We start from the raw sequence: 26,729 nt of genomic DNA, 5'->3' as shown, positions 1-26,729 counted from the left end.
CCACTATCGGAATTGGTCTAACTGGCGTTGCAAAAATGCGAAATCCGCTTCGCGCATTCTCGGGTGAAGTCGGACCGGTCAGCCGTTCAACCAGCGGACGGCGTCCTTGGCATGGTAAGTAATGATGAGATCGGCGCCGGCGCGCTTCATGCCGGTCAGCGTCTCGAGCACAATCGCCCGCTCGTCGATCCATCCTTGGAGCGATGCCGCCTTGACCATCGAGTACTCCGCGCTGACGTTGTAGACGACGAGCGGCAGATCGAACCGCTCCTTCACGACCCGGACGACATCCAGGTACGCGAGGCCCGGTTTGACCATCAGCATGTCCGCACCTTCCGCTACGTCTGACGCCGCTTCGCGCAGCGCCTCGCGCACGTTCGCCGGATCCATCTGGTACGTCTTGCGGTCGCCGAACTGCGGCGCCGACTGGGCGGCTTCGCGGAACGGGCCGTAATACGCGGACGAATATTTCACCGCGTAGGACATGATCGGGATGTCCTCGAAGCCGGCTTCGTCCAGCCCTTGGCGAATGGCGGCGACGAAGCCGTCCATCATGTTCGAAGGCGCGATGATATCGGCGCCCGCGGCGGCTTGGGATACGGCCGTCCGCACGAGCAGCGCGAGCGATTCGTCGTTGTCGACGACCGCTGTCGCACCCGAGCCGTGAACGACGCCGCAGTGGCCGTGGTCCGTAAACTCGCAAAGGCACGTATCCGCCACGACGACAAGCTCCGGCGCCAGCGCCTTGATCAGGCGCGTCGCCTGCTGCACGATGCCGTCGGTCTCGTAGGCGGACGTTCCGATCGGGTCCTTGTGCTCGGGAATGCCGAACAACAGCACGGCCTGAATGCCTAGCGATTGTATTTCACGCACTTCCTCCTCCAGACGGTCCACCGAATAATGGTACACGCCGGGCATGGAGGGGATCTCCTGCTTCACGCCTTCGCCCGGGACGACGAACAACGGATAGACGAAGTCGTGCGGGTGCAGGTAGGTTTCTCTCACCAGGTTGCGCAGCGCCGGCGTACGGCGCAAGCGGCGATGCCGCGTAATGGGATAGGTCATGACGTTCTCTCCTTTCGAAGTCAAACCGCTTCCGGCACGAACGGCGTTTCGCTCGCGCCCAGGTGCCAAGTGCGATGTTCGAGCGCTCGGTCGCCTGGTTCGGCGGCCGGATACGACTACCGGGTTCAGCGGCCATTTTGGCGGCCGGTTCGGCGGCCATTTTGGCGGCCGGTTCGGCGGCCGGGTTCAGCCCGCGCCGGACGGCTTGCGGCGGTAATCCTGCAGCGCCTCCACCAGCCCGCCGATTGTCGAAGACGACGCCTCGATATCGACGCGAAGGCCGTGCTCGGCCGCCGTGCGGGCCGTGATCGGGCCGATGCACGCCACAATCACGTCGCGCAGCAGCTCGGCGGGCAAAGGCTCGCCTAGCAAGTGCAGCGCCTCGAGCAAGTTCGTCACCGTGGACGAGCTCGTAAACGTGACGACGTGGATTTCCCCGGCGCGCAGCATCTCGAGCAGACGTCCGTCATCCTGCGGAACGTTCATCCGCGTCTCGTAGACGTCCAGCTCCACGGCTTCCACCCCGCGCGCCTCGAGCTCCCGAGGGAGCACCTCCCTGGCGAGATCGCCTCGCGGCAGCAGCGCCCGCTGCCCGGGCCGCAGCGACGCGGCGACCCGTTCGAGCAGGCCTTCGGCCACGAATTTCTCCGGCAGCGGCTCCGCGAGCACGCCGCGCGCTTGCAGCGCCTCGGCCGTCTTCGGCCCGACCGCGGCAAAGCGCGCGCGGTGGAACCGGCGGATGTCGATGCCGGTCCGGACGAGCCACGCGAAAAAAGCTTCCACCCCGTTCGGGCTCGTCAGCATGACCCAGTCGTAGGCGTCCGCCTCGGCCAACGCTTCCTCGATCTTGCGCACCGCCCCCGGCTCGGTCTGGAGGCGCGTCTCGATGACGGGAAACTCGTAAGGCTCTCCGCCGAGCTCGTCGATGCGTTCCGACAGCTCGCTCGCCTGCGCGCGCGCCCGGGTGACGAGCACCCGCCACCCGAACAGCGGCTTGGTCTCCATCCACCGCAGCGACTCGCGCTGGCGAACGACGTCGCCGACGACGATGACGGCGGGCGGTTCGAAGCCCGCCTCCGCCACCTTTGCCGCGATATCGCCGAGCGTGCCGACGAGTGTCGCCTGCTCCGCGCGCGTCCCCCAGCGGACGAGGGCGACCGGCGTGTCCGCCGGCCGACCGTGCTTCATCAGCTGCTCGCTGATGTAGCCGATCTTGGCGACGCCCATGAGGAAAAGCAGCGTCCCCGTCGCGTTCGTCACTTTGTCCCAATGGATCATCCGGTCGAGCTTGTCCGGGCTCTCGTGCCCGGTAATGATGGAAAAGGAAGAGGCCCAGTCTCGGTGCGTCACGGGGATGCCCGCGTAGGCGGGCACGGCGATGGCGGACGTGATGCCCGGCACGATGTCGAACTCGATGCCGTGCCGCCGCAGCAGCTCCGCTTCTTCGCCGACCCGGCCGAAGACGGTCGGATCGCCGCCCTTCAGCCGGCAGACCGTTTTGCCCTGCAGCGCCAGATCGACGAGCAGTTGGTTGATCTCCTCCTGCTTCATCGTATGGCGGTCGGGGCGCTTGCCCACGTAGATCCGCTCCGTCTCCGGCCCCAGCTGCTGAAGCAGCTGCGGACCGGCCAGCCGGTCGTAAACGACGACGTCCGCGCGCTGCAGCGCGGCCAATCCGCGAACCGTGATCAGCTTCGGATCCCCGGGACCGGCGCCGACCAGATACACTTTGCCTTTGGCCATGACCTACTCCCTCGCTTCCTCCAGGATCGCGTCGGCCCCTTGGGCGAGCAGCGCTTCGGCGACCTCCGACCCGACGCGCTCCGGATCCGTCCCCTTGGCGCTCGCCCGCAGAAGGCGGCCGCCGTCAGGTGACGCGACCATGCCGGTCAGCGTCACTTCGCTGTCCGGCGCGTCCGAGTCCGCTTCCGCGTAGGCTCCGATCGGCACCTGGCAGCCGCCGTTCAGCAGGCCGAGGAAGCGGCGCTCCGCCCGCACGGCGCGCTCGGTGCGAACGTCGTTCAACCGTCCGAGCAGCGACATCACCTGCTCGTCGTCCGCGCGGCACTCGACGGCGAGCGCCCCTTGGCCGACGGCCGGGAGGCAATCCTCGGGATCGATGTAGGCGGTGATCCGGTCGGCCCAGCCCATGCGGTGGAGACCGGCCGCGGCCAGCAGGATGGCGTCGAGCCCTTCGGTCTCCAGCTTGCGCAGCCGCGTGTCGATGTTGCCGCGCAGCGACTCGATGCGCAGATCGGGACGACGGGCTTGCAGCTGCGCGCCCCGGCGCAGGCTGCTCGTGCCGATGCGGGCACCCGGCGGCAGATCGGTGAACGTATAACCGTGCAGATTGATCAGACAGTCGCGCGGGTCTTCGCGAACCGGGATCGATCCGATCGTGAGTCCCTCGGGCAGCTCGAAGGGCATGTCCTTCATGCTGTGGACGGCGAAGTCGATCTCTCCGTCCAGCAGCGCCTGCTCGATCTCTTTGACGAAGAGGCCTTTGCCTCCGACTTTGGAGAGCGTGACGTCGAGGATGCGATCCCCGCGCGTAACGATCGGCTTCACTTCAAACGTATAGGGCAGTCCCGATTCCTCGCAGAGCTGACGCAGGCGATCGATGGTCTGGCCCGTCTGCGTCAGCGCGAGCGCGCTCTGACGCGTACCGACGATAATGGTTCGCATGACTGGCTTCCTCCCGGTTCGTTGGGATGATGATAGGGTTCGATGATAAAAGGCTTCAAGACTCCCCGCCCGTTTCGGCTGCATCGGCTGCCAAAACGCGGAGCCGCGCCAGCAGGACCGCGCCGTCGGTATCCGGACCGAGGCGCCGCCATTCGGCCAGCGCCTCGTCCTCGACGGCGACGCGCAGGAGACGTCTGCGAGCGGCGGGATCGGCGACGGCGCCGCGCACCTCGGCGCGGATGCGCCGGAGCGTCGCGGCGAGCGCCCCGTACTCGGGACCGTAGCGGTCCGCGAGCTCCCGCGCGAGCCGCGCGGCAAAGGCGGGGCCGGCGCCCGACGCGCTCACGGCGAAGAGGAGACCGCCGCGCCGGACGACGGCCGGCGCGACGAAGTCGCCGGCTTCGCCGTCGTCCGCCACCGCGATCGGAACGCCCCGCGCCCGCGCCGCCTCCGCGAGGCGGCCGTTCGCCTCCGGCCGATCGGTCGCCGCGAACGCCAGCGCCGCGCCTTCCAGATCGGCCGGCTCGCCTTCCCGGCGGACGGCCGCGATCGTCCCGTCCGTCGCCCAGGCGCCAAGCCGCGCCGTCAGCGACGGGCTGACGACCGTTACGGCGGCGCCGGCTTCGAGGAGGCCCGCCGCCTTGCGCTCGGCGACCGCCCCGCCGCCGAAGACGACGCAGCGCCGGCCTTCCAGGTGCAGCATGGCCGGATAATAACGAGGCATCCCCGTCTCCCTCCTTTCGATGCGATCATTCGCTAGATTCGCTAACTCGAGCTAGATCCAGCGGTGAAAGGACGAGAGCGAATTCGCGAAGAAGTCGGCGATCAGCAAGACATACCCGATCAGATTCCAGCGCGCCGCGCGATTCGCGTCCTCGCCGGACGTCCACCGCCGCAGCAGGTCGGTCACGTAAAGGGCGCCGGCGGCGAACGACAGCAGCACCTTCTCGTCCAGCAGCTTCCCGTAATGCCCCTCGATCAGCAGCGCCGCGGTGCCCGTCGAGAGCGACAGCAGCAGCAGCGGAACGCCGACCAAGCCGCTGCGGTAAGCATACCGGTCCATCGTCTCGAGGCTCGGCATGCGCCGCATGACGTTGCCCCACTTTTTCCGCTTCAGCCGGCCGTGGAGGAACAGATACATCCCGCCGCAGATGGCCGCGACCGTCAGCAGCGCGAAGGCAACCATGATCAAGCTGACGTGAACGACGAGCAGCCGGTGGGACACCTCGGAAGGCGCCAGCGGAATTTCCTTGCCCGGCCGCTCGAGCAAATTCAAGCCCAGCACCGCGAAACCGACGACGTTGACGAGTAGAACGAGCATCTCGGCCCGAATGATGATATGGATGACTAGCGAAATGGAAACGAGCAGCCAAGACACGAAAAAGGCGTATTCCTGCAATGTCACTTCCGGGACGGAAAAGCGGCGAATAAGCAAATCTAGCAAAAAGGCGGTCTGCAAAACCCAGACGAAAACAAGCAGCCCTGTTCCGATCCGTTTCCCGCTCCGATTGCCGTAGGCGGCGTCGGAGACGAAAAACAGCAGACTCAGGGCGTAAATATACAATACGGCATCCGTCAGCCAATCGTTCGTCAACATGGCGGCACCGCCTCCCGCAGCCTCGCGCCTTGCGCTTGGTGCCGGCCTGCCCGGCTCAACGGAGCGCGCCGGCCAGCTGGGACAGCAGCGACGGCGCTTCCGCGGGCTGGCGCTCGGCAGGCTTTGCCTCCGCGTCGGCGGATGCCGACCGAGACTTTTCCTCGGCTTTAGCCTCCGCCTTGAGACGGGCAACCTCGTCTTCCAAAGCAAACAAATGCACGAATAGATTCATCGAGGCGTCGCCTCTCTTGTCGGCCGCCAGCTCTTTGACCCGGAGGATCGGGTCGTGGATCATCTGGCTCAGCATGCTCTTCGTAAGCTTGCGGATGACTTTGATCTGCCGTTCGTCCAGCTCGGGAAGCTTGCGGAGCATGCTGTCCAGCGTCTCCTCGTGAATGGCGGACGCCTTGTCCTGCAAACCGCGGATCAGCGGCGTGACGCCCAGCGTCGCGTACCAGACGCGATAGGATTCCTGCTCCTCCGCGATCATCCGCTCGATGATCGCCGCTTCCTGCCGGCGTTTGGCCAGGTTCGTCTCCACGATGCCCTCCAGGTCGTCGATGTCGTACAGGTACACGTTGGACAGTTCCCCGCATCCCGGTTCGATATCGCGGGGCACCGCGATATCGATGAGGAAGAGCGGCTTTTTCTTGCGGCGAGCCATCGCCCGCTCCACGGTCTCCCGCGTCAGGACGAACCGCTGGGCTCCCGTGCTGCTAATGACGATGTCGGCCTCGTGCAGGCGTTCCAACGCTTGATCCATCGTCAGGGCGATGCCGCCGACTTTGCCGGCCAGCTCTTCGGCCCGCGCCAGCGTCCGGTTGACGACCAGCACTTCCCTGGCGCCGTTCGCCGTCAAATGCCGGACCGTGAGCTCGCTCATCTTGCCGGCGCCGACGATCATGACCTTTTTGTTGTCGAAGCGGCCGAAGATGCGCTTGCCGAGCTCGACGGCCGCGTAGCTCACCGAGACGGCGCTCTCGCCGATCGAAGTCTCGGTGTGCGCGCGCTTGGCCACGGTGATCGCCTGCTGGAACAGCCGGTTGAACAGCGTGCCCGTCGCCTTTTGTTCCCGCGCCAGGAAAAACGCGTCGCGGACCTGGCCGAGAATTTGCGTCTCGCCGATCACCATCGAATCGAGGCCGCACGCGACGCGGAACAGGTGGTGCGTCGCCTGTTCGTCTTCGTACATGTACAAGTGGCGGTTGAACTCCACACGCGGGAGCTTGAACCACTGCTCCATGAACGCGCGGATATAATGCCCGCACAAGGAATGGCGGTCCACGACCGCATATAGCTCCGTCCGGTTACAGGTCGCAACGATGACGCATTCGAGAATGCCCGTCGTTCGTTTCAAGGCGTCCAAGGCCTGCGGCAGTTCCTGTTCCGAGAGGGCGAAGCGTTCCCGGACCTCGACCGGTGCCGTACGGTAATTTAAGCCGACTACGATGAGATGCACGGGCTTTCACCTGCCTTTTCTGGAATCCGTGCGCAGCGTCAAACGACTGACCTGCATGTCAACAGTTATTATAGCACAGTTCGACAGCTCGGCCGGGATTCGATTATGAAAACTTTGCGACAACGGGGCCGCCCTATTTCCCTATTGTTGGCGACATCGATGCCCGATATTCCCAAAGACGCCGAAGCAATTAAAAAAGCCATGAGGGCGGCGCCTCATGGCTGGCATGCACTGTAGCAAGAACGGCGTTCGTTTACACCAGTTCGGCTTGTTTGATGGTAGGTTCTTCGATTTTCATTTCGCCTACGCCGCGAACCAACTTCTTCGCGTAGGTGCTCTTAGGCTTGAGTACGCTCACCATGTAGTCGATGGCGAGTTGAGGATCTACCGTTTCCCCGCAGGTATAGCAGTCGAGAGCGGCAAAGCCTCTTTCAGGATACGTGTGAATGGAGAGATGGCTCTCCGACAGCATGACGAGAACCGTTGCGCCTTGGGGCTCAAATTGTTTGGCCTGAACCGAGAGTACGGTTGCACCGCAAGCTTCGGCTGCTTCCACCATGTGCGATTGGAGAAGTTCCGCGTTGTTGAGAACGTCAAAGTCGACTCCCCAAGTATCAACCGCTACGTGCCGTCCGAAAGTAGAGTATTCCACTGTTCGGTTCCCCCTTCCTAGGAATAAAATGTGAAGCTGATTTCATCCGCTAGGACCTACGTCATTCACTTCTCGAGGGAATTTGCTGACCATCGCATTCCATTCCTGAGTGAATCCTGGTTCCTATTTGTCTTGTCAACGAAAATAAAAATAACATCTATCCGGGTGAATTGCAACCCTTTTTTTCGGGCGAAAATAAGCACCAAACGGCCGCGCTTCGCATAGCGAATTTCGCGGCCGCCGATCGGCTTCGTTTATTCGGCGGAAGGCGATGCGGAAGCTTGCTCCGCCTGTTTTTTCGCGTCCGCCTCGCGGGCAACGACGAGCGCCTGAGTCAGCTGCTCCTTCATCGCCGACGCGGCTTCGTCCAGCGTTTTTTTGCCTTCCGCGACCGCACCCAGCTGCTCGTTCACCGCTTTCACATAATCGGTATAAAGGCCGCCGCCCGGCGTCTTCTCCGGCCAGATCGTGGTCGAAGGCTGGGGATCGAGCTTGAAGAACGCCTCCAGGCTTTTGCCGTCCGGATCTTTGTTGTAGGCCGTCCGCGAGAGGAAATCGCCGGAGTAGGCGTTTTTGCTCTTGATCTTCGCGCTCTCCTCGCTATTTACGTACTTGACGAACTCCCATGCCGCGCGCAGGTTCGTCGACTTAGCGTTGACTGCGAAGATGTTATACAAGTCGACCGTGCCGCCTTGACTGCGGTTGCCGGGGTCGACGGGCATCGTGACGGCTTCCCAGTTGACCGGCTTGACATCCTTCATGCGTTCCTTGGCGGACCGCAGCTTTTGCGCCTCGTAGCCCGAGGACACCATCATCGCCGCCCGGCCCGTGAGGAACAGGTCCATCTTGTACAGATCGTCCATCATAATCGCGCCCTGCATCTTGTTGCGTTCTTCCTCCGACGCGAAGCGGATCGTTTTGGACTTTACGCCGTCCGCCGCCGTCTGCAGCGTCTTTTTCCAAGCATCACCGTCGATCAGCACCTGCTTGGCGTCCGCGTCGAGAAGCTTCAGCTTCTCCGTCGACGCGATCGAGGAGACGAGCGATTCGAGCGTTTCATACGTATCCATATTCAAGCCGTAAATGCGGTCCTTGTCCGATCCGCCGGTCGGAAAGCGCTTGGCGAGCGCCAGAATCTCCTCCCAGGTCATCGAGTCGGTCGGCGGCTCCACGCCGTATTTCTGAAACAGATCGACGTTGTAGTAGAGCGCTTTGCTGGAAAAGGTCGGGCTGAGTCCCTGCAGCTTGCCGTCGCCTTTTTCCCGAAGCAGGCTCAGCACGGCGGGATGGATGCCTTCGATATCGAAGCCGTCCTGCTTGATCACCGGGTCCAGCGGATACAGCTTGCCGGCTTTTCCGAGCTTCTCGTAATCATGCAGCGACAGCAGGAGGACATCCGGCTGCTTTTCGTCCACGAACTTTTCCAACGCATGCTCCGGGTCCGAATTGTCGGCGCTATAGATCGATTGCATGTCCACGACTTCGATGTCGAGGTTCGGGAACTTGCTGAGGAACAAATTGCCGTATTCCTGGAAGAAGTAGTTTTGGTCCCAAAACATGATTTTGAATTTGGCTTCTTCCTTCTCGTCCAACGGCTTCAGTACTTCCTTGGACGACTTGCCGGTACAGCCGGACAGCGACAGCGCGAGCGCAGTCAGCAGCAACAAAGCCGCGCGCGACTTTTTCATTTGGATACCCCCGATCAGAATTGAACGCCTTTCCATCTGATCCCAATATAAGAGGTCGTCCCGGACCCGTAAATGCCTTTTATCCATATTTTAGGAAAACATAAGAGAATGATAAGATTGATAAGCAAGTAATAACGGCTTCGCCGTCCTCAGAAGAGGGCGAGACGTTTTTATCGGAGGTCATACAGGGATGGATAGGGGTAAAACTATACATTCTGCATGACAAAAAAAAAGCCTGCCGGGGGTGTCCCGGCAGGCTTCGCGCGTATGAGATTTAGGCTTCGAGAGCGAATAACAAACGGCTGTGATGCTCAAGGCGTTCGTCGATCTCCGCGATCCGCGCCGCGTCGCTCTGGGCGTTGCGCTGGTCGAGCAGTTCGTTGACGGCCTGCTTGACGTTGGCGATCTCCTCTTCGACCGAGCAGAGCCTGAAGCGGGTCTCCATGAGACCGATCGCGTCCTTGTGCTCGAAGACGGTACGGATGTGCTCGCCTTTGATTTCGACGATGCGGACGACCTTGCCGCGCAAATAGTGATAAACCATCGTAAAGCCGGGATAAATCCGATTGACGACGGCGTCCCCCTTGAAGGAGGCCACCAGCTTGCGGAGCGTGTCGGTCAGCTTCTGCTGAACGACCGTGCAGGACAAGGCGCATACATAACGGCCGCGAAAGCGCTCAAAGGTTAGGCGGATCGTCTCTCCGCCGACGTCGTCTTCTAGGACTACCTCATGATTGCCGTTGTCCAGCACGAATACTTGCTGGCGAAGCTGCTGCGTCTCGCAAATGGAGAACAAGATCGGCATTTCGGTTTCCGTCAATGTCAGACTGGCGTTCACATACTCCGTGGCTACCCGTTGAGCCATAAAATCTCCTCAATTCCATTTTGTTGCGAAAGGTGAGTACTTCTTGCTTCACCTTAATTATACGATAATTCCGAATCCGTTTCCTCCCGGCCGAAACCCGATTTTTCAGGAAAAATGCTTAAAAATCGATTCCTCCCGGGATTCGCCCAGAAAATCACCCGTTATCCTCGCTTTCCCGCAGGTCATTCTGCGGCTCCGAGGGGGAGTCATGCGGAATATCTGCCGTTTGCGCGATGATGCTCCACAATTCATCTCTACCCATTCCGGTCTCGGATGAAAACAGGACGAGCGGCTGCCCCTTCGGCATGCCGAGCGTTTCGCGTGCGATTTTGCCGTGCTTCGGCCACTGGCTGCGCGAGAGCTTGTCGGCCTTCGTCCCGACGACGCACAGCGGAATTTCGTAATGGGAGAGCCATTCGTACATGGAGACGTCCAGCGCCGTAGGCGGATGGCGGAGATCGACGAGCAGGATGACGAGGCGCAGGGGCTCCCGATCGCGCAAATACTGCTCGATCATGCGGCCCCAGGCTTCGCGCTCGGTCTTGGACACCTTGGCGTAGCCGTACCCGGGCACGTCCACGAAGTAGAGCGCTTCGTTGATTTTATAGTAGTTCAACTGCTGCGTCTTGCCGGGTTGGGAGCTCGTCCGGGCCAAGTTGCGGCGCAGCAGCATGCGGTTGATCAGCGAGGACTTGCCCACGTTCGAACGGCCTGCCAGAGCGATCTCCGGCAAGCCGTCCACGGGGTACTGTTTGGGTCCTACGGCGCTGATGATGAATTCGCTGGACTTGATTTTCATGAAAGCACCTATTCTCCTGTCGTTGCGATCCGGTCGCTTAGTGCGTGCCGAGCGGCGGGGTATCCTCGGCCTCGCCCTCCCCCGGGGTGGCGATGGCGGCCGAACCGGCCACGATCGGGCCTTCCTCGTCCGGCACCGACGGCAGCGGATCGGACAGGGCGTGCTCCAGCACTTCGTCCATATGCGCGACGGGGACGAACGTCAACTCCTTGAGGACGCTGTCGGGAATGTCCCGCAGGTCGCGCTCGTTGTCCTTCGGCAGGAGCACCTTTTTGATGCCTGCGCGGAGAGCGGCGAGCGATTTTTCCTTCAGCCCCCCGATCGGCAGGACGCGTCCGCGGAGCGTGATCTCCCCGGTCATCGCAACCTCGCGGTTCACGCGGCTGCCCGTCAGGGCGGAGACGAGCGCCGTGGCGATCGTGATGCCGGCCGACGGTCCGTCCTTCGGAATGGCGCCCTCAGGGATGTGGATGTGGATATCGTTCTTCTCATGGAACTGCGGATCGATGCCAAGCGCCTTGGACCGGCTGCGCGTATAGCTGAAGGCGGCCTGGGCGGACTCCTTCATGACGTCGCCCAGTTGGCCGGTTAGCGTAAGCTTGCCCGTGCCCGGCATGATCGTCACCTCGATGACGAGCGTTTCGCCGCCGACCTCGGTCCAGGCGAGTCCGGTGACTGTGCCGACCTGGTCTTCCTGCTCCGCCATGCCGTAGCGGAACTTGGCCGGGCCGAGGAATTCCTTCAGCCGAGCGGCATCCACCTTCACCGGCGCGGCGGACGGATCGGCCACGATCAGCTTCGCCGTCTTGCGGCTGATCGCCGCGACTTGCTGCTCCAGTTTGCGGACGCCCGACTCGCGCGTATAGCCGCGGATGAGCTGCAGCATCACGTCCGGCTCGATTTCGAGCTGGTCGTCGGTCAGCCCGTGATCGCGTTTCTGCTTCGGCAGCAGGTGGCGCAGGGCGATTTGCTGCTTTTCCAGCTCCGTATAGCCGGGAATCTGGAGTACTTCCATCCGGTCCAGCAGCGGGCGCGGAATTTGGTGCACGACGTTCGCCGTCGTGATGAACATGACGTTGGACAAGTCGAACGGCATCTCGATGTAGTGATCGCTGAACGTGCCGTTCTGCTCGGGGTCGAGCACCTCGAGCATCGCCGACGACGGGTCGCCGCGGAAGTCGCTCGCCATCTTGTCGATCTCGTCAAGCAGGAAGACGGGATTCTGCGTGCCCGCGGTCCGCATGCCCTGGATGATCCGGCCCGGCATCGCGCCGACGTACGTGCGGCGGTGTCCCCGGATTTCCGCTTCGTCCCGCACCCCGCCGAGCGAGATGCGCACGAACTCGCGGCCGAGCGACGTCGCGATCGAACGGCCGAGCGACGTCTTGCCGACGCCAGGAGGGCCGACGAGACAGAGGATCGGGCCTTTCAGCTTCTTGACCAGCTGTTGAACGGCGAGATACTCAAGCACGCGCTCCTTCGGCTTGTCGAGGCCGAAATGCTCCTCCTCGAGAATGTGCTCCGCCTTCGCCAGGTCGAGATGATCTTCGGTGACCTTGGTCCATGGCAGCGCCAGCAGCCACTCGACGTAGGTGCGGATAACCGCGCCCTCCGCGGACGAAGCCGGCATCTTCTCCAGTCGGTCGATCTCCTTTTCCACCTTGGCGGCGATCTTCTCCGGGAGCTTGGCCTCCTCAAGCTGGTTGCGCAGCTCCTCGACCTCGCCGGCGCGGCCTTCCTTCTCGCCGAGTTCCTTCTGGATCGCCTTCATCTGCTCGCGCAGGTAGTATTCCTTTTGCGTCTTCTCCATCTGTTTTTTGACGCGCTGGCTGATCTTGCGCTCGAGCTCCAGCACTTCGCGCTCGTTGTTCAGAAAGTCGAGCAGCTTCTCGAGGCGGGCGCGCACGTCCACGGTCTCGAGAATCTCCTGTTTGTCCTTGATCTTGAGCGACAGATGGCTCGTGATGACGTCCGCCAGGCGCCCGGGCTCATCGATGTCGGACACGGCGGCGAGCGTCTCCGGGGTCACCTTTTTGGACAGGTTGATATAATGTTCGAACTGGCTCAGCACGGCGCGCATGAGCGCTCCCGTCTCCGAGTCTCCGTCCAGCTCCTCCGGGAGCTCACGGGCGACGACCTCGTAGAAGCCTTCGTTCGGCAAATATTGTTCGATCTCCGCGCGGGTAACGCCTTCGACCAGCACCCGGATCGTGCCGTTCGGCAGCTTCAGCATCTGCCGGACCTTGGCGATCGTCCCTACGCGATAAATGTCGTCCTGCGTCGGCTCTTCGATGTTGATCTCGGATTGGGAGCAGAGCAGGATCATATGATCGTCAATCATGCACTGTTCAAGCGCTTTGATCGATTTCTCCCGGCCTACGTCCAGATGTAGAACCATGCTGGGGTAGACGAGCAGCCCTCGCAGGGGCAAGAGAGGCAGAGAACGACTTTTCGTCTTGCTCGAACCCATATGGACGGCACCTCCTCAAGCGCGAACGAGAATTTGTAGGTCTTACTCGGAATGGTTGGGATTCCCTATTGTATTCCGAATACTTCCGTCATTGTATCAAAACTTCAAGCCCGTCGCAAAAATACGCTCATGATCCCCCCGCCGGCGGCGCCGGACATGACAAACGCCGCCCCGAAGGACGGCGTCGGATCGTGCCGGGCTTCAAGCTTCGCCCAGCGCGCTTGGGCCGGGCTGCGAATGCCCTTCCCCGCGGCGCGGGGAGCGGGCGGCGTCGGTCGATCCCGCGTGCAGGATCGATACCGACGGGGCTGCGGCGTACGATTCCGCCGGGATCGGACGATCGGCCGTCTCCACGTCCGCCGGAACGGTCAGCGTCGATTCGCCGAAGACGTGCAGGAAAACGTCGGCCATCGTTTCGACCGGAATGACCTTCACCCCTTCGAGCCCTTCGAAGATCGCCTGCCAGTTTTCTTTCGGGATGAGCACCTGCTCCGCGCCAGACTGGAACGCGGCCTCCACCTTCGCAATGACGCCTCCCACAGGCTTCACGCGGCCGTGGATGCTCACTTCGCCGGTCATGGCCAGCTTGTTGTCGACCGGCTCGTTGCGCATCGCCGAGGCGATCGCGACCGCCATTGCGATGCCCGCGGACGGGCCGTCGACCGGCGTGCCGCCCGGGAAGTTGATGTGCAGGTCGAAGTTCTCGGGATGGAGACCGCAGCGGCGCAGAACGGTGAGGACGTTCTCGACCGATCCCTTCGCCATGCTCTTGCGGCGCAGGGTGCGCTGGCCGCCCCCGATCTCCTCTTCCTCCACGACGCCGGTGATCGTGTACACGCCTTTGCCCGGCTGAACGGGCGTCGCCGTCACCTCGATCTCGAGAAGCGCCCCCATGCTCGGGCCGAACACGGCCAGCCCGTTGACGAAGCCGACCTGCGGTTCCGCCGGCACCTTGCGGTCCGGACGGGGCGGCAGCTGGCTGCTGTTGACGACCCATTCGATATCGGATGCGCTGAGGCGGTCCCGGTTCTCGGACAGGGCGAGCCCCGCCGCCAGCTGGATGACGTTAACCGCTTCGCGGCCGTTCGTGGCGTAATGCTTGACGACTTCGACCGCCTCCGGCTGCGGCGGGAAGCCGATCTTGGCGATCGCGTTCTCCGCGATCCGGCCGATCTCGTCGGGCAGCAGCGGGCGGAAATAGATCTCCATGCACCGGCTGCGCAGCGCGGGCGGGAGCTCGTTCGGCGAACGCGTCGTCGCGCCGACGAGGCGGAAGTCCGCGGGCAGCCCGTTCTGGAAAATATCGTGAATATACAGCGGGATGTTCGGGTCTTCCGCATGGTAGTAGGCGCTCTCGAGATACACCTTGCGGTCTTCGAGCACCTTCAGCAGCTTGTTCATCTGGATCGGATGCAGCTCGCCGATTTCGTCGATGAACAGAATGCCGCCGTGCGCCTTCGTTACCGCGCCCGGCTTGGGCTGCGGGATGCCGGCCACGCCCATGGCGCCCGCCCCTTGGTAGATCGGATCGTGCACAGAGCCGATCAGCGGGTCCGCGATGCCCCGCTCGTCGAACCGCGCCGTCGTAGCGTCGATCTCGGTGAACTTCGCTTCCAGGCGGAACGGGGACACCGGATTTTTCTTCGCCTCCTCCAGCACGACGCGAGCGGCTGCCGTCTTGCCGACGCCCGGCGGGCCGTAGACGATGACGTGCTGCGGATTGCTGCTGCACAGCGCCGCCTTCAGCGCCCGCAGCCCTTCCTTCTGGCCAACGATGTCGGTCATGCTGGCGGGACGGGTTTTCTCCGACAACGGCTTGGTCAGCGAGATGGAGCGAAGCTTGCGCAGCTTGTCCATCTCCTTGCGCGATTCGCGGTCGACAGCCGTCCGATTCGATTTTTGATTGCGGAGCAAATTCCAGAAATAGACGCCGATCACGACGGCGAAAAACACTTGAACGAGCATCAGGATTGTGCTCAAGGTCATTGTTTTCATCCTCCCCCTGCCTTGGACGCGCGCAGGCGCGCCAAATATCCGGTAACCGGGCTCATACTTGGTAGTATTGCCCGAATGCGGGGGGATATAGTCATGACCGGCTGGCGGCCGGCGAAGTTCTCTTCAGACCGAAGGCGCGTTCGCCTCTTCGGAGACGCTCTCCACGAGCGCCATGCATGTCCGCGCACAGGCGAAGCAAGCCTCCGCACAGCGCCGGCAGTGATCCATCTTGTGAGCGGCGCAGGCTGCGCCGCAAGACTCGCACGCTTCGGCGCAGATCAGGCACAGCTCGGCATAGTAGGCGCTCCCCTGCGCGATTGCCTGAGCCGTGAAGCCGCAGATGTCGGCGCACTCCCGGTCCAGCCGGATGCAATCTCTCATCATCGCCAAGTCTTCTTCTCGGAGACACGCCTCGTAGCAGGCGTTGCAAGCCTGCATGCAGCGGATGCATTCGTCGATGCAGATTTGCATTTCGCTTCCCGTCATGTGTCAGCACCTCCTGGTTGGGCAGCCCATGGCGCACGGCGTCCGCGTCACAAGCTGTCTTCCCTTTTACCCGGACGAGCATGCTCTGAGACACCCGTGTTCGGCGCACAAGGTTCGCGGAAACAAAAGAGAGCCAAGCAGCGCTATCGTCTGCCTGACTCTTTCTAAGCGGGAATGCCGTTATTACGCTTGCGGCAGCGGCGTATCCGTCGGATTCGCGTACCCTTCGGCGTACGTCGCGTCGATATACTTCCGGATTTCCATGTCGGAGCGTCCCTGCGCCTTCATCTGGGCCGATTGCAGCGCGATCAGCTGGCACACGCCGCAGCCGGTGCCGTGATCGTCCCAGACGACCGTGCCGTCCTCGCGGACGGCCGCGATGAAGCAGTCAAGGTTGTCCTTGTGTCCGGCGATCTCGCCGCAGCCGCAATAGCACGGAATGTACTGCAGCGTGTCGCGGATCTTGGCGGCGGCGGCGTAGGCCAGCTTGACCTGTTCGGCCGTGCCATCCAGAAAGTCCGGCATGACATCGAGCGAAGCCGTCTCCACTTGGAGATCGCCGTTCGGCGTCGTATGATGGCGGCCGCCTTCCTCGGAGGCAGAAGCCGGAGGCGAGGAAGCTTGGCCTTCGTTTCCGTTCTGCTTGCCGCAGGCGGCGAGGGCGAACAGCAGCGCACATGCCGCCAGCGCCCAGAATACCGTCGTTCGCAGCCGGAATCGGCGGCTCGGGCCGCCGTCGTTGCGCGTGTGTGTCATCGTCCGCCTCCTAGTGCTTGCGTCCGGGGATGACCCCCGTTTCGTTGTAGACGGAAACGATGTTGTCGATCTCGCGCTTGAGCTCGTTCACCAGATCCGCTTCCGGCACTTTGCGAATCATTTCGCCGTAGCGGAACAGCATGCCTTCGCCGCGCGCCCCGGCAATACCGATGTCCGCTTCGCGGGCTTCGCCGGGTCCGTTGACGGCGCAGCCCAGCACCGACACCTTGATCGGCACCTTGAGCTTCGACAAGTATTCCTCCACCTCGTTCGCCACGGCGAACAGGTCGATGTCCAGACGGCCGCAGGTCGGGCAGGACACAAGCGTCGGCGCGTCGGTGATGAGGCCGAACGTCTTGAGCAGCTCGCGCGCCACCTTGATCTCCTCGACCGGGTCGGCGCTGAGGGAGATGCGCATCGTGTTGCCGATGCCGGCGTTTAGAAGGACGCCGAGGCCCGCGGCGCTCTTGACCGTGCCGGAGAAAAGCGTGCCAGCCTCGGTGATGCCCAGATGGAGCGGGTATTTGATGACTTCTGCTGCTTTGGTGTAGGCGGCGATGGCCATCGGCACGTCGGAAGCTTTAAGAGAGACGATAATGTCGTGAAAATCGAGCTCCTCCAAAATGCCGATATGGAACAACGCGCTTTCCACCATCGCTTCGGGCGTCGGATAGCCGTATTTTTCGAGCAAGTGATTCTCAAGCGAGCCTGCGTTCACGCCGATCCGGATCGGGATGCCCTTTTCCTTGCACGCTTTGACGACCGCTTCGACCTTCTCGCGGCGGCCGATGTTGCCCGGATTGATGCGGACCTTGTCGATGCCGTTCTCGATGGCGAGCAGGGCGAGACGGTAGTCGAAGTGGATGTCGGCAACCAGGGGGATGGTGATTTGCTTCTTGATCTCCTTGATCGCGTCAGCCGCTTCCTTGTTGTTAACCGTAACGCGTACGAGCTGACAGCCCGCCTCTTCGAGGCGCTTGATCTCGGCGACGGTCGCTTCGACGTCGGCCGTCTTCGTCGTGCACATGCTCTGCAGAATGACCTGATTGTTGCCGCCGATGGTTAGATTGCCTACCTTGACCGGTACGGTGTCGGTTCGTAAATACATAGTTCCCCATTCTCCCCGTATACGCCAAAGTCCACCCCGCAGGCACGGTTCAAGAAACCGCGGCTAGGGGTGGAACCCGGCAGACTTCGAAAGCGGTGAAGTCGCGGCTGCCGGATGCCGCCGGCGGTGGCATCGTGTTTCGCCTCCGCCGGCACAAAAGCCGCGCGCTTACGCGCTTTCTTCTTTTTTCTTGCCCTTCTTCGTCGTGAGCTCGGGCGCGATCTTCTCGCGTACGACCTTCTCCGTAATGACGCAGCTCGTCACGTCGTCGCGGGACGGCACTTCGTACATCACCTCGAGCATGATGCCCTCGATGATGGCGCGAAGGCCGCGCGCGCCCGTGTTGCGCTTGATCGCTTCGCGGGCGATCTCCTCCAGCGCGCCGGGCTCAAATTCGAGCTTCACGTTATCCATCTCGAGCAGCTTTTGGTACTGCTTCACGAGCGCGTTCTTCGGTTCGGACAAAATCCGGACGAGCGCGGCTTCGTCGAGCGGCTCGAGCGAAGAGATGACCGGCAGACGACCTACGAATTCGGGGATGAGCCCGAACTTCAGCAGGTCTTCCGGTTGAACGAGCGACAGATATTCGCCCGGCTTCAGCTCCTTTTGGCCTTCGAGAGCCGCGCTGAAACCAATGACCTTTTTGCCGATGCGGCGTTTGATGATCTGCTCGAGACCGTCGAACGCGCCGCCGCAAAGGAACAGGATGTTCGTCGTATCGATCTGGATGAACTCCTGATGCGGGTGCTTGCGACCGCCTTGCGGAGGAACGGAAGCGACCGTGCCTTCGAGGATTTTCAGCAGCGCCTGCTGCACGCCTTCGCCGGAAACGTCGCGGGTGATGGACGGATTCTCCGACTTGCGCGCGACTTTATCGATTTCGTCGATGTAGATAATGCCGCGCTCGGCTTTCTCCACGTCGTAGTCGGCCGCCTGGATCAGCTTGAGCAGAATATTCTCGACGTCCTCGCCGACATAGCCGGCTTCCGTCAGCGACGTCGCGTCCGCGATCGCGAACGGGACGTTCAGAATCTTCGCCATCGTCTGCGCGAGCAGCGTTTTACCGGAGCCCGTCGGACCGACGAGCATGATGTTGCTCTTTTGCAGCTCGACGTCTTCGATCTTGCTCTGCGAGTTGATCCGCTTGTAATGGTTGTAGACAGCGACGGAGAGCGATTTTTTCGCTTGCTCCTGGCCGATGACGTACTGGTCGAGAATGTTGCGGATTTCGATCGGCTTCGGAATGTCTTTCAGATCGAGCTCTTCCTCGTGGCCGAGCTCCTCCTCGACGATCTCCGTGCACAGCTCGATGCACTCATCGCATATATAGACGCCGGGTCCGGCGACCAGCTTGCGCACTTGGTCCTGCGACTTGCCGCAGAACGAGCACTTCAGCTGGCCCTTCTCGTCGTTGAATTTGAACATGGAAACCCTCCTTAAACATTGGTCGGCGAGGTGATCACCTTATCGATCAGTCCGTACGCCTGCGCTTCGTCCGCGCTCATGAAGTTGTCGCGGTCGGTGTCGCGTTCGATCTTCTCGTAAGGTTGCCCGGTGCGCTCCACATAGATACGGTTCAGTTTCTCTTTCGTTTTGAGAATCCAGTCCGCATGGATCTTGATGTCCGATGCCTGCCCTCTCACGCCGCCAAGCGGTTGGTGAATCATGATCTCGCTGTTCGGCAGGGCGAACCGCTTGCCAGGAGCGCCGGCCGTCAGCAGGAGCGAGCCCATGCTGGCAGCCATGCCTACGCAGATCGTGCTCACGTCAGGCTTGATGAACTGCATCGTATCGTAAATACCCATGCCGGCCGTGACCGAACCGCCTGGGGAGTTGATGTAGAGGTGGATATCCTTCTCGGGGTCTTCCGCCGCCAGGAAAAGCAATTGAGCCATGATGAGATTGGCGACATCGTCGTCAATCGCGCTGCCTAAAAAAATGATTCGGTCTTTGAGCAGCCTGGAGTAGATGTCGTAAGAACGTTCTCCGCGGTTCGTCTGTTCAACGACGATAGGAACTAAGTTCATTTGTGCCAACCTCTTTTCTAAAGTGGACTCGATATCGGTAATATTCTAACACGTTGCCTTACGAATGTCATGTTGACGGGCCTGCGGTCTGCCAGTGCGGATATGTAGGGGTAAAAAGAAGGCACGCGGTGGACACGTGCCTTGTCGGTATGTGGGTATTGCCAAGCGGATCGGCGTCTTGCGGAGCGCCTTCGCGCCTTAGGCGGTTTTGCTCTCGGCGACGATGAACTTGACGGCTTTGCGAACCTTCAGGTCGGCATTCAGCGTGTCAATGTAGCCGTTCGAAGTGAAAATCGTGCGCAGCTCTTCGGCCGGACGGTTGTACATCTTGGACAGGTTCTCAAGCTCCTCGTCCAGATCGGCGTCGGAAACTTCGAGCTTCTCGGCTTCGGCGATCGCTTCGAGGACCAGGTTGTTGCGGACGCGCTTCTCGGCGTCGACGCGCATCTGAGCCTTCAGCGCAGCTTCGTCTTGGCCGCTGAATTGGTAGTACAGGTCGAGGGTCATGCCTTGCATGCGGAGACGGCTTTCGAAGTCCTTCAGCATGTTTTCGATCTCGGATTCGATCATCGCTTCCGGGATCTCGACTTCTGCGGATTCGGAGGCTTTGTCGATGACCGCGTTCTCGCGCGCGGCTTCGGCGTCCTTCTCCTTGCGCTCCTTGAGCTTGGCGATCAGGTCCTGCTTGTACTCTTCGAAGGTGTCGAATTCGCTGACGTCCTTCGCGAACTCGTCGTCGAGCTCCGGCAGGCTTTTGCGCTTGATTTCATGCAGCTTCACCTTGAAGACAACCGCTTTGCCCGCGAGGTTCTCGGCTTGGTAGTTCTCCGGGAACGTGACGTTGATGTCCTTCTCCTCGGCGATGTTCAGGCCGACGACCTGCTCTTCGAAGCCAGGAATGAACGAACCGGAGCCCAGTTCGAGGGAATAACGCTCGCCCTTGCCGCCTTCGAACGGCACGCCGTCGAGGAAGCCTTCGAAGTCGATCACGGTCGTGTCGCCCTGCTGGGCCGGACCTTCGTCGACAACGACCAGCTCGGCGTGGCGGTTTTGCAGGCGCTCCAGTTCATTGGAGACTTCCTCTTCGGAAACTTCCAGGTCGCCCGCCGGCGCTTCGATGCCTTTGTACTCGCCCAGCGTGACTTCCGGCTTGACGGTGACTTTGGCTTTGAACTTGAACGATTGTCCCTGCGCGAACTGCTCGACGTCGACCTCGGGACGGTCAACCGGCGTGATGCCCGCTTGGTCGACGGCCTCGCTGTATGCGCCCGGGAGCAGAATGTCGATCGCGTCTTGGTACAGGCTTTCAACGCCGAAGCGCGCTTCGAAAATGCGGCGCGGCACTTTGCCTTTGCGGAAGCCCGGCACGTTTACTTTTTGGACCACTTTTTTGAAGGCTTTGTCAAGCGCTTCCGTGACTTGCGCCTCGTCGATCTCCACCTCTAACACGCCGACGTTCTTCTCTATCTTTTCCCAATTTGCTTTCATAATATGCTTTCCCCTCCGAGGACAACTTGCCGCCCAAACGCGGCCGATTTACATAAACCACTCTATTATAAACAACCTTGCGCGCGAATTCAAGGCGCGACGCCCCTTCAGGGGCGCCCTTCGCCGGCATATTGGCGCAGCCAGCGGAGCGACTGTTCGTATCGGAAACGCAGCTCGCCGGTGATGCCGTACTGCTCGCGCACCCATTCGTCGATCGACTGGCCGTGCAGTTTCTCGTACAGGAATTGATGGAGCGCCGCCGCCCAGACGTCCGCCGCGCCGTCGTCCTCCTCCATCATCCGTCTGAAGACGGGCGTGCCGTAAGCGGTCTGGACGCATTCTTTCCACATTTCCTCGGCGAAATAGGCGAGCGTCGGATCGGACACCTCGGCTGTCTGGCGCACGCGGTCGAGCACGTCCTGGACGGACTGAGGGTAGTCCTCGAACTGCAGCGGCGTCGCCTCGATTTCGAGCTGCAGCAGCTCGCCGTCGCGCCACATGCCGACCGAACCGGTCGCCCCCTGCTGGCGAAGCTGCTGAAGGACGCGGAACTGCACGAGCGGGTGGCGCTCCCGCTCCCCCAGCCAACGGCGGAGCGCGTCCTCGACGTCAGGATGGTTGACGTGGGCGAGCTGTCCCAGCGCGACCAGCTGCTGCTCGGGATCCTCCACGTTAAACAGCGTGGCGAGGAGCCGCGGGACGTACTCCGCGTCCTGGCCGGACCGGCCCAGAACGCGCTGCCGAAGCTCGTCCTCGGCGTCCTCCTCCGGTTCGTCCCCGGGCGGTTCGCCGGGCGCGCCGGAAGCCGGCGCATCGGGAAATGCCGCCTCCAGCCAGCCCAGCAGCGCCTGCCATTCGGTATGGTGACGTTCGGCCTCGCCGCCGCACTGCAGCAAGAAGCCGAGCAAGCCCTTCGCGTCGCCGTATCGTTCCGTCTCCAGCATGCGGGTCAATTGAATCTGATAGTAATCCAAGGTCTTGGGGAACAAGACCAAATTATCCTTGGTGGAGTCGGCCACGAATCGAACCCCTTCCTTCTCCGACCGGCATCGGCTGCCGATTCACCCGCATTATATCATGAACGCGCAGGAAAAAGGAAAAAGCAGGTCGGCTTTGTTGATCTGCAGGGTTCTCTGTGCTATGATACATTTTGCTATGTATCGTGCGGGTGTAGTTCAATGGTAGAACGCCAGCTTCCCAAGCTTGAGGCGAGGGTTCGATTCCCTTCACCCGCTCCAACGTCGCAAAGCACGAGCCCGACGCGCTTCGGGCTTTTTTTGTTGGCTTTGGCGGACAAGCTAATGTCAGGAGACCCGACCGATGACCGGGATCGCCGCCACGATCCGATTCGCGCGCAGCGTTCCGAAAGCTCTGCGGTTCCAGTCGAGTACCCGCACTTTGCCGTCCCGGACCGCATAGACGGACACCCGCTTCACCGTCAGCCCGCCCTTGCTCTCCCGGTAGACGATCTCCGCGCTTCGGCCGACGTAACGTTCGATATTCATCGTGCATCCCTCCGGATAGAACGTTTGTTCCCATTATATCAGGAACGTCCGTTCCCGTCCAACTTTTGGATGTCTGTGTCATATAAGGAGGTCCCATCATGTCTTTACGTCTGGCTCGCCCGTCCGACAGCCGTGCCGTCGCCCAGCTCGTGCTGCTCGCCATTCAGGACATCGCCTGCCAGCTCACCGGCGAGACAGAGGAGAACGCAATCCTGAACCGGCTCGAGCGTTATTACTTGACGGAAGGCAACCGTTTCAGCGCGGACCGTTACCGGCTGTTCGAGGGGGAAGACGGCGCGGCCGCCGGCATGATCCTTTGCTACGACGGAGCGAGCGCGCAGGCGCTGTACCGGCCCGTGCTGGATGAGCTGCGCCGGCGCCAGGGGCGCGATGACCTGGCGATGGATGACGAAGCGGACGATGACGAATTCTACATCGACGCGCTTGCCGTGTTTCCCGCGTACGAAGGGCGCGGTTATGCCAAGGCGCTCCTCGCGGAAGCTGAAGATTGGGCGCGACGGGAAGGCTGGCGCAAAATCTCCCTGAACGTGGACGTGGACAAGGCGAAAGCCCATGCCCTCTACAGCAAGCTCGGCTATACGGAAGTCAAGCAGATCCGAATCAACGGGCATCTTTTCCGTCATATGGTCAAGAACCTGCGTTGAGTGCCCATTTCCTTTTTTCCACTTGAGCAAAAGGCTGTCTCTGTGGTAAGATAATCAAGCTGTGTCCCGGTAGCTCAGCTGGATAGAGCAACGGCCTTCTAAGCCGTCGGTCAGGGGTTCGAATCCCTTCCGGGACGCCACTTCCTTACGAATGAAGAAATTATAAATACATGCCAAAACCCCGGATTCCTTGATGTACAAGGCTTCCGGGGTTTTTATTTTGATTTTTTCAGGCATTGAGATATGGGTACTTGACGACAGAATCTCGATTTTTTACACATTTTTACACTTCTACTCATGTTCCTCTAAAAGAAATGAATATCGTCGCCCCCTGCCCGATAAAGCTTCGCAATCCTCAAAGCAGTTGACGGCAAAATAACAGCTTGATTATTCTCGAGTTTTCAAGATCTATCCCTGTCATTCCTAATTTGGCTGCCGTGTATTCCAAAGAATACCCATAAATCCCTGTCCCATACGGACGCTAATCTCCGCCCGAGCTCTCCCGAACGACTCCCAACCGGTCCTAGTAGCCCCGGCAGACGTAACAGGTATAGATGACAATGTCCTCCTGGTATTCCTCGTTGAGCTTGATCTGGCGTGCCTTGAGCTCCTTGCGCAGCGCCCGATAGTCCCGGTTGATCTGATCGGAAAAAGGTCGTTCACCTGTACCTATTTCAAGCTTATTTCGGAAAACTTTTGACGCGCATTTTTATGCGTGTTAAAATATAGGTGGAAAAAAGGACAAAAAGTGGGGAAACAAGTCACGGCTTGCGAAGCTCTAAAAGCGCTTCGGAAAGCGGGGTTCATCGAATCGGCGCATCATGGGAACGGAACCAGCCATAGACGATACATACAGAAAAGCGAGCCCAACCGATACGCCGACATCGCAGTCCACCGCTCCGAGCAAATGATTCCCAAGGGAACACTCAAACCATCAAATGGATTTCCGGTTACCTTCTAAACCTGGTTGTTTTCCCATCTGTCCGACCAAAAAGGGAGCGTGAGCTGCATGGAGAATTATTACATCTACCCGGTTGTCGTTGAACGTGGAGAGGTTGGCGGGTACGGCCTGTATTTCCCCGACTTTCCAGGAACGGCTATCCTACATGATGACCTGACAAAAGCGATTACTGAAGCAAAGCTCATGCTTGCCTTTCGTGCTCGTGAGCTGGAAGAGAGCGGCCAGCCATTGCCGAAGCCATCGACTCCGGAGAGCATTAAGTTAGAAGGCCCAAGCGATCGAATCGTGTTTATTGAAGTTTATATGCCGCCGTACCGGGACGATGCCGCGAACAAGGCCGTCACTAAGAATTGCACGCTCCCGAAATGGCTGCGGGATGCCGGGGATGAGGCGGGCGTCAACTACTCCTTGCTTCTACAAAACGCGATCAAGGAAGCGCTAGGCATTTCAAGGCACCAGGGGTAAGAGGGGCTAATCCGTGAAGGTCGTGAAGGGTGAAGAACGTTGCGACGAATACGGAAAATTGTGGCGGCTCGTTATCTTGGAAGGGTTTAACGGGCAATTAGGATTGTGTTCAGATTGCTCCTTTCCTGTCGTAAAAAAGCGAACGAATTCGCAATCGAAATTCCCGATAGTTATTTTTGAAAATCGGCAAACACCGGGGAGACTATTGGTCTCGGGCTCCATATGATCCTTCTTACTGAGGCTTGGCGCCCCTAACCGTGGCCAGCGTCGACAGGCAAAGGATACAGAACGGCCGCCTGCTTGAGATGGATCAAGCTGACTTCAACGGATGTTTCGATATATCCCAAGATCTGATCGAATGTAAAAACACGAAGCTTTTCGCTCAGCATTTCCTTATCGTATGCCATGTCCCCCAACACATGCGGAACGAGCGCTTCGACCTCTTTGGACTTCACCTCTTCCAGATCCATGACGGATGGAAGGGCTTCGAACGCTCTCCGCAACGTATCCTTCAAGCCGTAATGCTCCAGCAGCTTTCCGTTCAGCAAGCGAAAATCATGGTGGTATCGCGGGTGCCATTCCGGATCCGCTTCCATTCGGTTTCTCAGCCAGGACAGATTAAAGCCTTTCAGCCAGATGTCGTCGGCGATCAAATGCGTAAAATACCCTAAAATGAACGGATTCGCCGCATGGTCGCCGTATTTGTGCAGAAAGCCTTTATAATCGACGCTTCGCGAAAAATCCCGTACTTCGCCTTTAAAGAAATGCGATTCGTTTTTGATGAGAACGGCATCGGGGGCCACACTCCCCAGCAAAAAGGATGTTCGATTTTCGAATGGCAGCCTCTCGGCGATTCGGTTGGCGATGATCAAGTGCATGATCCTCGATCCCATTAAACCCCTCCCCTTTCCCAGCTCCTTTGAATTATTGCCGCGCCTGCGTTAAAGGCTCTTGCGGACTCCCAACAATCCCTCTCTCCGACGCCTCAACTTTGATGTGTTATAATGGCTTCGCGTGCGGAACCCTACATACTGCGCCCACATTTCTTTACGCCGCGGGAGGATCTTCATGATCTCGTTCGTCCTGACCTTGAAGCGGCTGCTGTCCGGTCTAATTCACGGTTACATAGATGAACGCCTAGATATTCCGATCCCCGCCAGAAAGGAGTTCAGAGCATGGGTGTTTGGCTGATTTACGCGTTGTTGTCGGCCGCCGCGGCCGCGCTCGTCGCGATCTTGGGCAAAATCGGGCTGAAGGAAATCGACGCCAACGCGGCGACGGCCGCCCGATCGATCATCATGGCGATATTCATGGTTGGCGTCGTCGTCATCCAGGGAAAGTGGAGCCAGTTCGGCGAGATCTGGTCGCACAAACGGGCGTTGGCATTCATCGCCCTAAGCGGCGTCGCAGGCGCGCTGTCCTGGATGTTTTACTTTCTCGCGCTTAAATACGGAAAGGTCTCGCAGGTCGGCCCGGTCGACAAGCTGAGCGTCGTCATCGCCGTCGTGCTGGCGATCGCGTTCTTGGGAGAGAAGATTACGCTCTGGAACGGCATCGGCGTCGCGTTGATCACCGTCGGCGTCATCCTGACCGCCCTCAAATAAGGAAGCAGCCGATTAGTTGCACTTTTGCAATAAACCGGTCCAGCGCCTCAAACGATTGCCCCTTAGGCCTCATCTTCTACGAGGACGCATAGCCCGACCCATTCAGACAAAGTAGGCGACCACGCGCCCTATTCCCATTTTATATCATAGTGGAAGCCGCTTCCAGAGTCTCGTGACAAGATCTCCGGAAAGCGGCTTCCATAGCGCTTTTCTATGGCATGAACCTTCACGGCTTCAACCCGGCCGCGTTATCGGTTGTGCGGCGTCGCCGGGCTGTTCTGCGCCGGATGCTGCTCGTCGCGATGCTTGATGACGGCCTCCGCGAACGCCTCGCCCTGCTCCGCGTAGCTGTTGCCTTTGTTCTTCTTGCGTTTGCCTGCCATAACCGA

The 26,729-nt window shown here is 60.4% G+C and carries 26 protein-coding genes and 2 tRNA genes; 5 read left to right on the top strand and 23 right to left on the bottom strand.

The genetic code is table 11. The annotated features are described in order from the left end of the window. Nucleotides 1-78: 78 nt before the first annotated feature. From hemB to LKX83_RS21935, 19 genes are all read right to left on the bottom strand, one after another. Nucleotides 79-1,065: a porphobilinogen synthase gene (gene hemB / locus LKX83_RS22025; protein WP_227884954.1), complete on the bottom strand. Its 987-nt coding sequence runs from the start codon at nucleotides 1,063-1,065 to the stop codon at nucleotides 79-81. Between the two features lie 186 nt (nucleotides 1,066-1,251). Then, complete coding sequence (gene cobA / locus LKX83_RS22020) at nucleotides 1,252-2,808, bottom strand: uroporphyrinogen-III C-methyltransferase (protein ID WP_227884952.1); 1,557 nt, start codon at nucleotides 2,806-2,808, stop codon at nucleotides 1,252-1,254. A 3-nt stretch (nucleotides 2,809-2,811) separates the two neighbouring features. Beyond that, a complete protein-coding gene (hemC, locus tag LKX83_RS22015; protein ID WP_227884950.1) occupies nucleotides 2,812-3,750 on the bottom strand; it encodes a hydroxymethylbilane synthase in 939 nt (312 codons plus the stop codon). 55 nt (nucleotides 3,751-3,805) lie between these two features. Further along, nucleotides 3,806-4,474: a precorrin-2 dehydrogenase/sirohydrochlorin ferrochelatase family protein gene (locus tag LKX83_RS22010; RefSeq protein ID WP_227884948.1), complete on the bottom strand. Its 669-nt coding sequence runs from the start codon at nucleotides 4,472-4,474 to the stop codon at nucleotides 3,806-3,808. Nucleotides 4,475-4,525: 51 nt separating this feature from the next. Further along, a complete protein-coding gene (gene ccsA / locus LKX83_RS22005; protein ID WP_227884946.1) occupies nucleotides 4,526-5,347 on the bottom strand; it encodes a cytochrome c biogenesis protein CcsA in 822 nt (273 codons plus the stop codon). 55 nt (nucleotides 5,348-5,402) lie between these two features. Then, the gene (gene hemA / locus LKX83_RS22000; RefSeq protein WP_227884945.1) at nucleotides 5,403-6,806 is read right to left on the bottom strand and encodes a glutamyl-tRNA reductase; all 1,404 of its coding nucleotides are present in this window, start codon (nucleotides 6,804-6,806) and stop codon (nucleotides 5,403-5,405) included. Between the two features lie 253 nt (nucleotides 6,807-7,059). Beyond that, the gene (gene speD / locus LKX83_RS21995; RefSeq protein WP_227884943.1) at nucleotides 7,060-7,458 is read right to left on the bottom strand and encodes an adenosylmethionine decarboxylase; all 399 of its coding nucleotides are present in this window, start codon (nucleotides 7,456-7,458) and stop codon (nucleotides 7,060-7,062) included. A gap of 254 nt (nucleotides 7,459-7,712) precedes the next feature. Further along, nucleotides 7,713-9,146 carry an ABC transporter substrate-binding protein gene (locus tag LKX83_RS21990; RefSeq protein ID WP_227884940.1) on the bottom strand — a complete coding sequence of 478 codons (1,434 nt, stop codon included), beginning with the start codon at nucleotides 9,144-9,146 and terminating at the stop codon, nucleotides 7,713-7,715. A gap of 274 nt (nucleotides 9,147-9,420) precedes the next feature. Further along, entirely contained in the window at nucleotides 9,421-10,011 is a 591-nt protein-coding gene (locus LKX83_RS21985; protein WP_227884938.1) for a non-ribosomal peptide synthetase module, read from the bottom strand. Between the two features lie 154 nt (nucleotides 10,012-10,165). Next, complete coding sequence (gene yihA / locus LKX83_RS21980) at nucleotides 10,166-10,810, bottom strand: ribosome biogenesis GTP-binding protein YihA/YsxC (protein ID WP_227884936.1); 645 nt, start codon at nucleotides 10,808-10,810, stop codon at nucleotides 10,166-10,168. Nucleotides 10,811-10,847: 37 nt separating this feature from the next. Further along, the gene (lon, locus tag LKX83_RS21975) at nucleotides 10,848-13,280 is read right to left on the bottom strand and encodes an endopeptidase La (protein ID WP_227884934.1); all 2,433 of its coding nucleotides are present in this window, start codon (nucleotides 13,278-13,280) and stop codon (nucleotides 10,848-10,850) included. A gap of 201 nt (nucleotides 13,281-13,481) precedes the next feature. Continuing rightward, entirely contained in the window at nucleotides 13,482-15,266 is a 1,785-nt protein-coding gene (gene lonB / locus LKX83_RS21970; protein WP_227884932.1) for an ATP-dependent protease LonB, read from the bottom strand. A gap of 132 nt (nucleotides 15,267-15,398) precedes the next feature. Continuing rightward, nucleotides 15,399-15,761, bottom strand: a complete 363-nt coding sequence (locus LKX83_RS21965) for a four-helix bundle copper-binding protein (RefSeq protein ID WP_227884930.1) — start codon at nucleotides 15,759-15,761, stop codon at nucleotides 15,399-15,401. Nucleotides 15,762-15,944: 183 nt separating this feature from the next. Beyond that, the gene (locus tag LKX83_RS21960) at nucleotides 15,945-16,517 is read right to left on the bottom strand and encodes a PCYCGC domain-containing protein (protein ID WP_227884928.1); all 573 of its coding nucleotides are present in this window, start codon (nucleotides 16,515-16,517) and stop codon (nucleotides 15,945-15,947) included. A 10-nt stretch (nucleotides 16,518-16,527) separates the two neighbouring features. Next, nucleotides 16,528-17,625 carry a flavodoxin-dependent (E)-4-hydroxy-3-methylbut-2-enyl-diphosphate synthase gene (gene ispG / locus LKX83_RS21955; RefSeq protein WP_227884927.1) on the bottom strand — a complete coding sequence of 366 codons (1,098 nt, stop codon included), beginning with the start codon at nucleotides 17,623-17,625 and terminating at the stop codon, nucleotides 16,528-16,530. A gap of 168 nt (nucleotides 17,626-17,793) precedes the next feature. After that, on the bottom strand, nucleotides 17,794-19,050 hold the full coding sequence (gene clpX, locus LKX83_RS21950) for an ATP-dependent protease ATP-binding subunit ClpX (RefSeq protein ID WP_227884925.1): 1,257 nt from the start codon (nucleotides 19,048-19,050) through the stop codon (nucleotides 17,794-17,796). Nucleotides 19,051-19,061: 11 nt separating this feature from the next. Then, nucleotides 19,062-19,652, bottom strand: a complete 591-nt coding sequence (clpP, locus tag LKX83_RS21945; RefSeq protein WP_227884922.1) for an ATP-dependent Clp endopeptidase proteolytic subunit ClpP — start codon at nucleotides 19,650-19,652, stop codon at nucleotides 19,062-19,064. Between the two features lie 198 nt (nucleotides 19,653-19,850). Next, a complete protein-coding gene (gene tig, locus LKX83_RS21940; protein ID WP_227884920.1) occupies nucleotides 19,851-21,140 on the bottom strand; it encodes a trigger factor in 1,290 nt (429 codons plus the stop codon). Between the two features lie 107 nt (nucleotides 21,141-21,247). Then, on the bottom strand, nucleotides 21,248-22,159 hold the full coding sequence (locus LKX83_RS21935) for a HEAT repeat domain-containing protein (protein ID WP_227884918.1): 912 nt from the start codon (nucleotides 22,157-22,159) through the stop codon (nucleotides 21,248-21,250). A gap of 145 nt (nucleotides 22,160-22,304) precedes the next feature. On the opposite strand from LKX83_RS21935, the gene LKX83_RS21930 reads away from it, so the two are divergent. Beyond that, nucleotides 22,305-22,378 (top strand) — tRNA-Gly (locus LKX83_RS21930). 66 nt (nucleotides 22,379-22,444) lie between these two features. Here the strand turns inward: LKX83_RS21930 and LKX83_RS21925 are convergent. Further along, entirely contained in the window at nucleotides 22,445-22,645 is a 201-nt protein-coding gene (locus LKX83_RS21925; RefSeq protein ID WP_227884916.1) for a hypothetical protein, read from the bottom strand. Between the two features lie 98 nt (nucleotides 22,646-22,743). Between LKX83_RS21925 and LKX83_RS21920 the strand changes: the two genes are divergently transcribed. Together LKX83_RS21920 and LKX83_RS21915 are read left to right on the top strand one after the other, a co-directional pair. Then, the gene (locus LKX83_RS21920; protein ID WP_227884913.1) at nucleotides 22,744-23,310 is read left to right on the top strand and encodes a GNAT family N-acetyltransferase; all 567 of its coding nucleotides are present in this window, start codon (nucleotides 22,744-22,746) and stop codon (nucleotides 23,308-23,310) included. A gap of 63 nt (nucleotides 23,311-23,373) precedes the next feature. After that, nucleotides 23,374-23,450: transfer RNA gene (locus LKX83_RS21915), tRNA-Arg, on the top strand. 383 nt (nucleotides 23,451-23,833) lie between these two features. On the opposite strand, the gene LKX83_RS34735 is transcribed toward LKX83_RS21915, so the two are convergent. After that, nucleotides 23,834-23,950, bottom strand: a complete 117-nt coding sequence (locus tag LKX83_RS34735; RefSeq protein ID WP_465249350.1) for a hypothetical protein — start codon at nucleotides 23,948-23,950, stop codon at nucleotides 23,834-23,836. 369 nt (nucleotides 23,951-24,319) lie between these two features. Between LKX83_RS34735 and LKX83_RS21910 the strand changes: the two genes are divergently transcribed. Beyond that, complete coding sequence (locus LKX83_RS21910) at nucleotides 24,320-24,736, top strand: type II toxin-antitoxin system HicB family antitoxin (protein ID WP_227884911.1); 417 nt, start codon at nucleotides 24,320-24,322, stop codon at nucleotides 24,734-24,736. 251 nt (nucleotides 24,737-24,987) lie between these two features. Here LKX83_RS21910 and LKX83_RS21905 read toward each other — a convergent pair whose 3' ends face one another. After that, a complete protein-coding gene (locus LKX83_RS21905; protein WP_227884910.1) occupies nucleotides 24,988-25,629 on the bottom strand; it encodes a zinc dependent phospholipase C family protein in 642 nt (213 codons plus the stop codon). A 282-nt stretch (nucleotides 25,630-25,911) separates the two neighbouring features. Between LKX83_RS21905 and LKX83_RS21900 the strand changes: the two genes are divergently transcribed. Beyond that, the gene (locus LKX83_RS21900; RefSeq protein ID WP_227884907.1) at nucleotides 25,912-26,340 is read left to right on the top strand and encodes an EamA family transporter; all 429 of its coding nucleotides are present in this window, start codon (nucleotides 25,912-25,914) and stop codon (nucleotides 26,338-26,340) included. A 248-nt stretch (nucleotides 26,341-26,588) separates the two neighbouring features. Here LKX83_RS21900 and LKX83_RS33995 read toward each other — a convergent pair whose 3' ends face one another. Continuing rightward, nucleotides 26,589-26,723, bottom strand: a complete 135-nt coding sequence (locus LKX83_RS33995; RefSeq protein ID WP_255654760.1) for a hypothetical protein — start codon at nucleotides 26,721-26,723, stop codon at nucleotides 26,589-26,591. Nucleotides 26,724-26,729: the final 6 nt, after the last annotated feature.

The organism is Cohnella baijiui, assembly GCF_020731285.1.
In the GTDB taxonomy this organism is placed as follows: domain Bacteria; phylum Bacillota; class Bacilli; order Paenibacillales; family Paenibacillaceae; genus Cohnella.
Note: the sequence above shows the minus strand (reverse complement) of the source record. Positions and strands in the feature narration are given on the sequence as shown.

Bases quoted from the DNA above. Each gene is read 5' to 3' on its own strand.
- lonB (WP_227884932.1), bottom strand. From the start codon at position 15,266: ATGACCTTGAGCACAATCCTGATGCTCGTTCAAGTGTTTTTCGCCGTC.
- LKX83_RS21960 (WP_227884928.1), bottom strand. From the start codon at position 16,517: ATGACACACACGCGCAACGACGGCGGCCCGAGCCGCCGATTCCGGCTG.
- LKX83_RS21965 (WP_227884930.1), bottom strand. From the start codon at position 15,761: ATGACGGGAAGCGAAATGCAAATCTGCATCGACGAATGCATCCGCTGC.
- hemC (WP_227884950.1), bottom strand. From the start codon at position 3,750: ATGCGAACCATTATCGTCGGTACGCGTCAGAGCGCGCTCGCGCTGACG.
- clpP (WP_227884922.1), bottom strand. From the start codon at position 19,652: ATGAACTTAGTTCCTATCGTCGTTGAACAGACGAACCGCGGAGAACGT.
- LKX83_RS21900 (WP_227884907.1), top strand. From the start codon at position 25,912: ATGGGTGTTTGGCTGATTTACGCGTTGTTGTCGGCCGCCGCGGCCGCG.
- yihA (WP_227884936.1), bottom strand. From the start codon at position 10,810: ATGAAAATCAAGTCCAGCGAATTCATCATCAGCGCCGTAGGACCCAAA.
- lon (WP_227884934.1), bottom strand. From the start codon at position 13,280: ATGGGTTCGAGCAAGACGAAAAGTCGTTCTCTGCCTCTCTTGCCCCTG.
- LKX83_RS21920 (WP_227884913.1), top strand. From the start codon at position 22,744: ATGTCTTTACGTCTGGCTCGCCCGTCCGACAGCCGTGCCGTCGCCCAG.
- LKX83_RS21925 (WP_227884916.1), bottom strand. From the start codon at position 22,645: ATGAATATCGAACGTTACGTCGGCCGAAGCGCGGAGATCGTCTACCGG.
- hemB (WP_227884954.1), bottom strand. From the start codon at position 1,065: ATGACCTATCCCATTACGCGGCATCGCCGCTTGCGCCGTACGCCGGCG.
- LKX83_RS21910 (WP_227884911.1), top strand. From the start codon at position 24,320: ATGGAGAATTATTACATCTACCCGGTTGTCGTTGAACGTGGAGAGGTT.
- LKX83_RS33995 (WP_255654760.1), bottom strand. From the start codon at position 26,723: ATGGCAGGCAAACGCAAGAAGAACAAAGGCAACAGCTACGCGGAGCAG.
- tig (WP_227884920.1), bottom strand. From the start codon at position 21,140: ATGAAAGCAAATTGGGAAAAGATAGAGAAGAACGTCGGCGTGTTAGAG.
- ccsA (WP_227884946.1), bottom strand. From the start codon at position 5,347: ATGTTGACGAACGATTGGCTGACGGATGCCGTATTGTATATTTACGCC.
- cobA (WP_227884952.1), bottom strand. From the start codon at position 2,808: ATGGCCAAAGGCAAAGTGTATCTGGTCGGCGCCGGTCCCGGGGATCCG.
- LKX83_RS21985 (WP_227884938.1), bottom strand. From the start codon at position 10,011: ATGGCTCAACGGGTAGCCACGGAGTATGTGAACGCCAGTCTGACATTG.
- ispG (WP_227884927.1), bottom strand. From the start codon at position 17,625: ATGTATTTACGAACCGACACCGTACCGGTCAAGGTAGGCAATCTAACC.
- LKX83_RS21905 (WP_227884910.1), bottom strand. From the start codon at position 25,629: ATGGGATCGAGGATCATGCACTTGATCATCGCCAACCGAATCGCCGAG.
- LKX83_RS22010 (WP_227884948.1), bottom strand. From the start codon at position 4,474: ATGCCTCGTTATTATCCGGCCATGCTGCACCTGGAAGGCCGGCGCTGC.
- clpX (WP_227884925.1), bottom strand. From the start codon at position 19,050: ATGTTCAAATTCAACGACGAGAAGGGCCAGCTGAAGTGCTCGTTCTGC.
- LKX83_RS21990 (WP_227884940.1), bottom strand. From the start codon at position 9,146: ATGAAAAAGTCGCGCGCGGCTTTGTTGCTGCTGACTGCGCTCGCGCTG.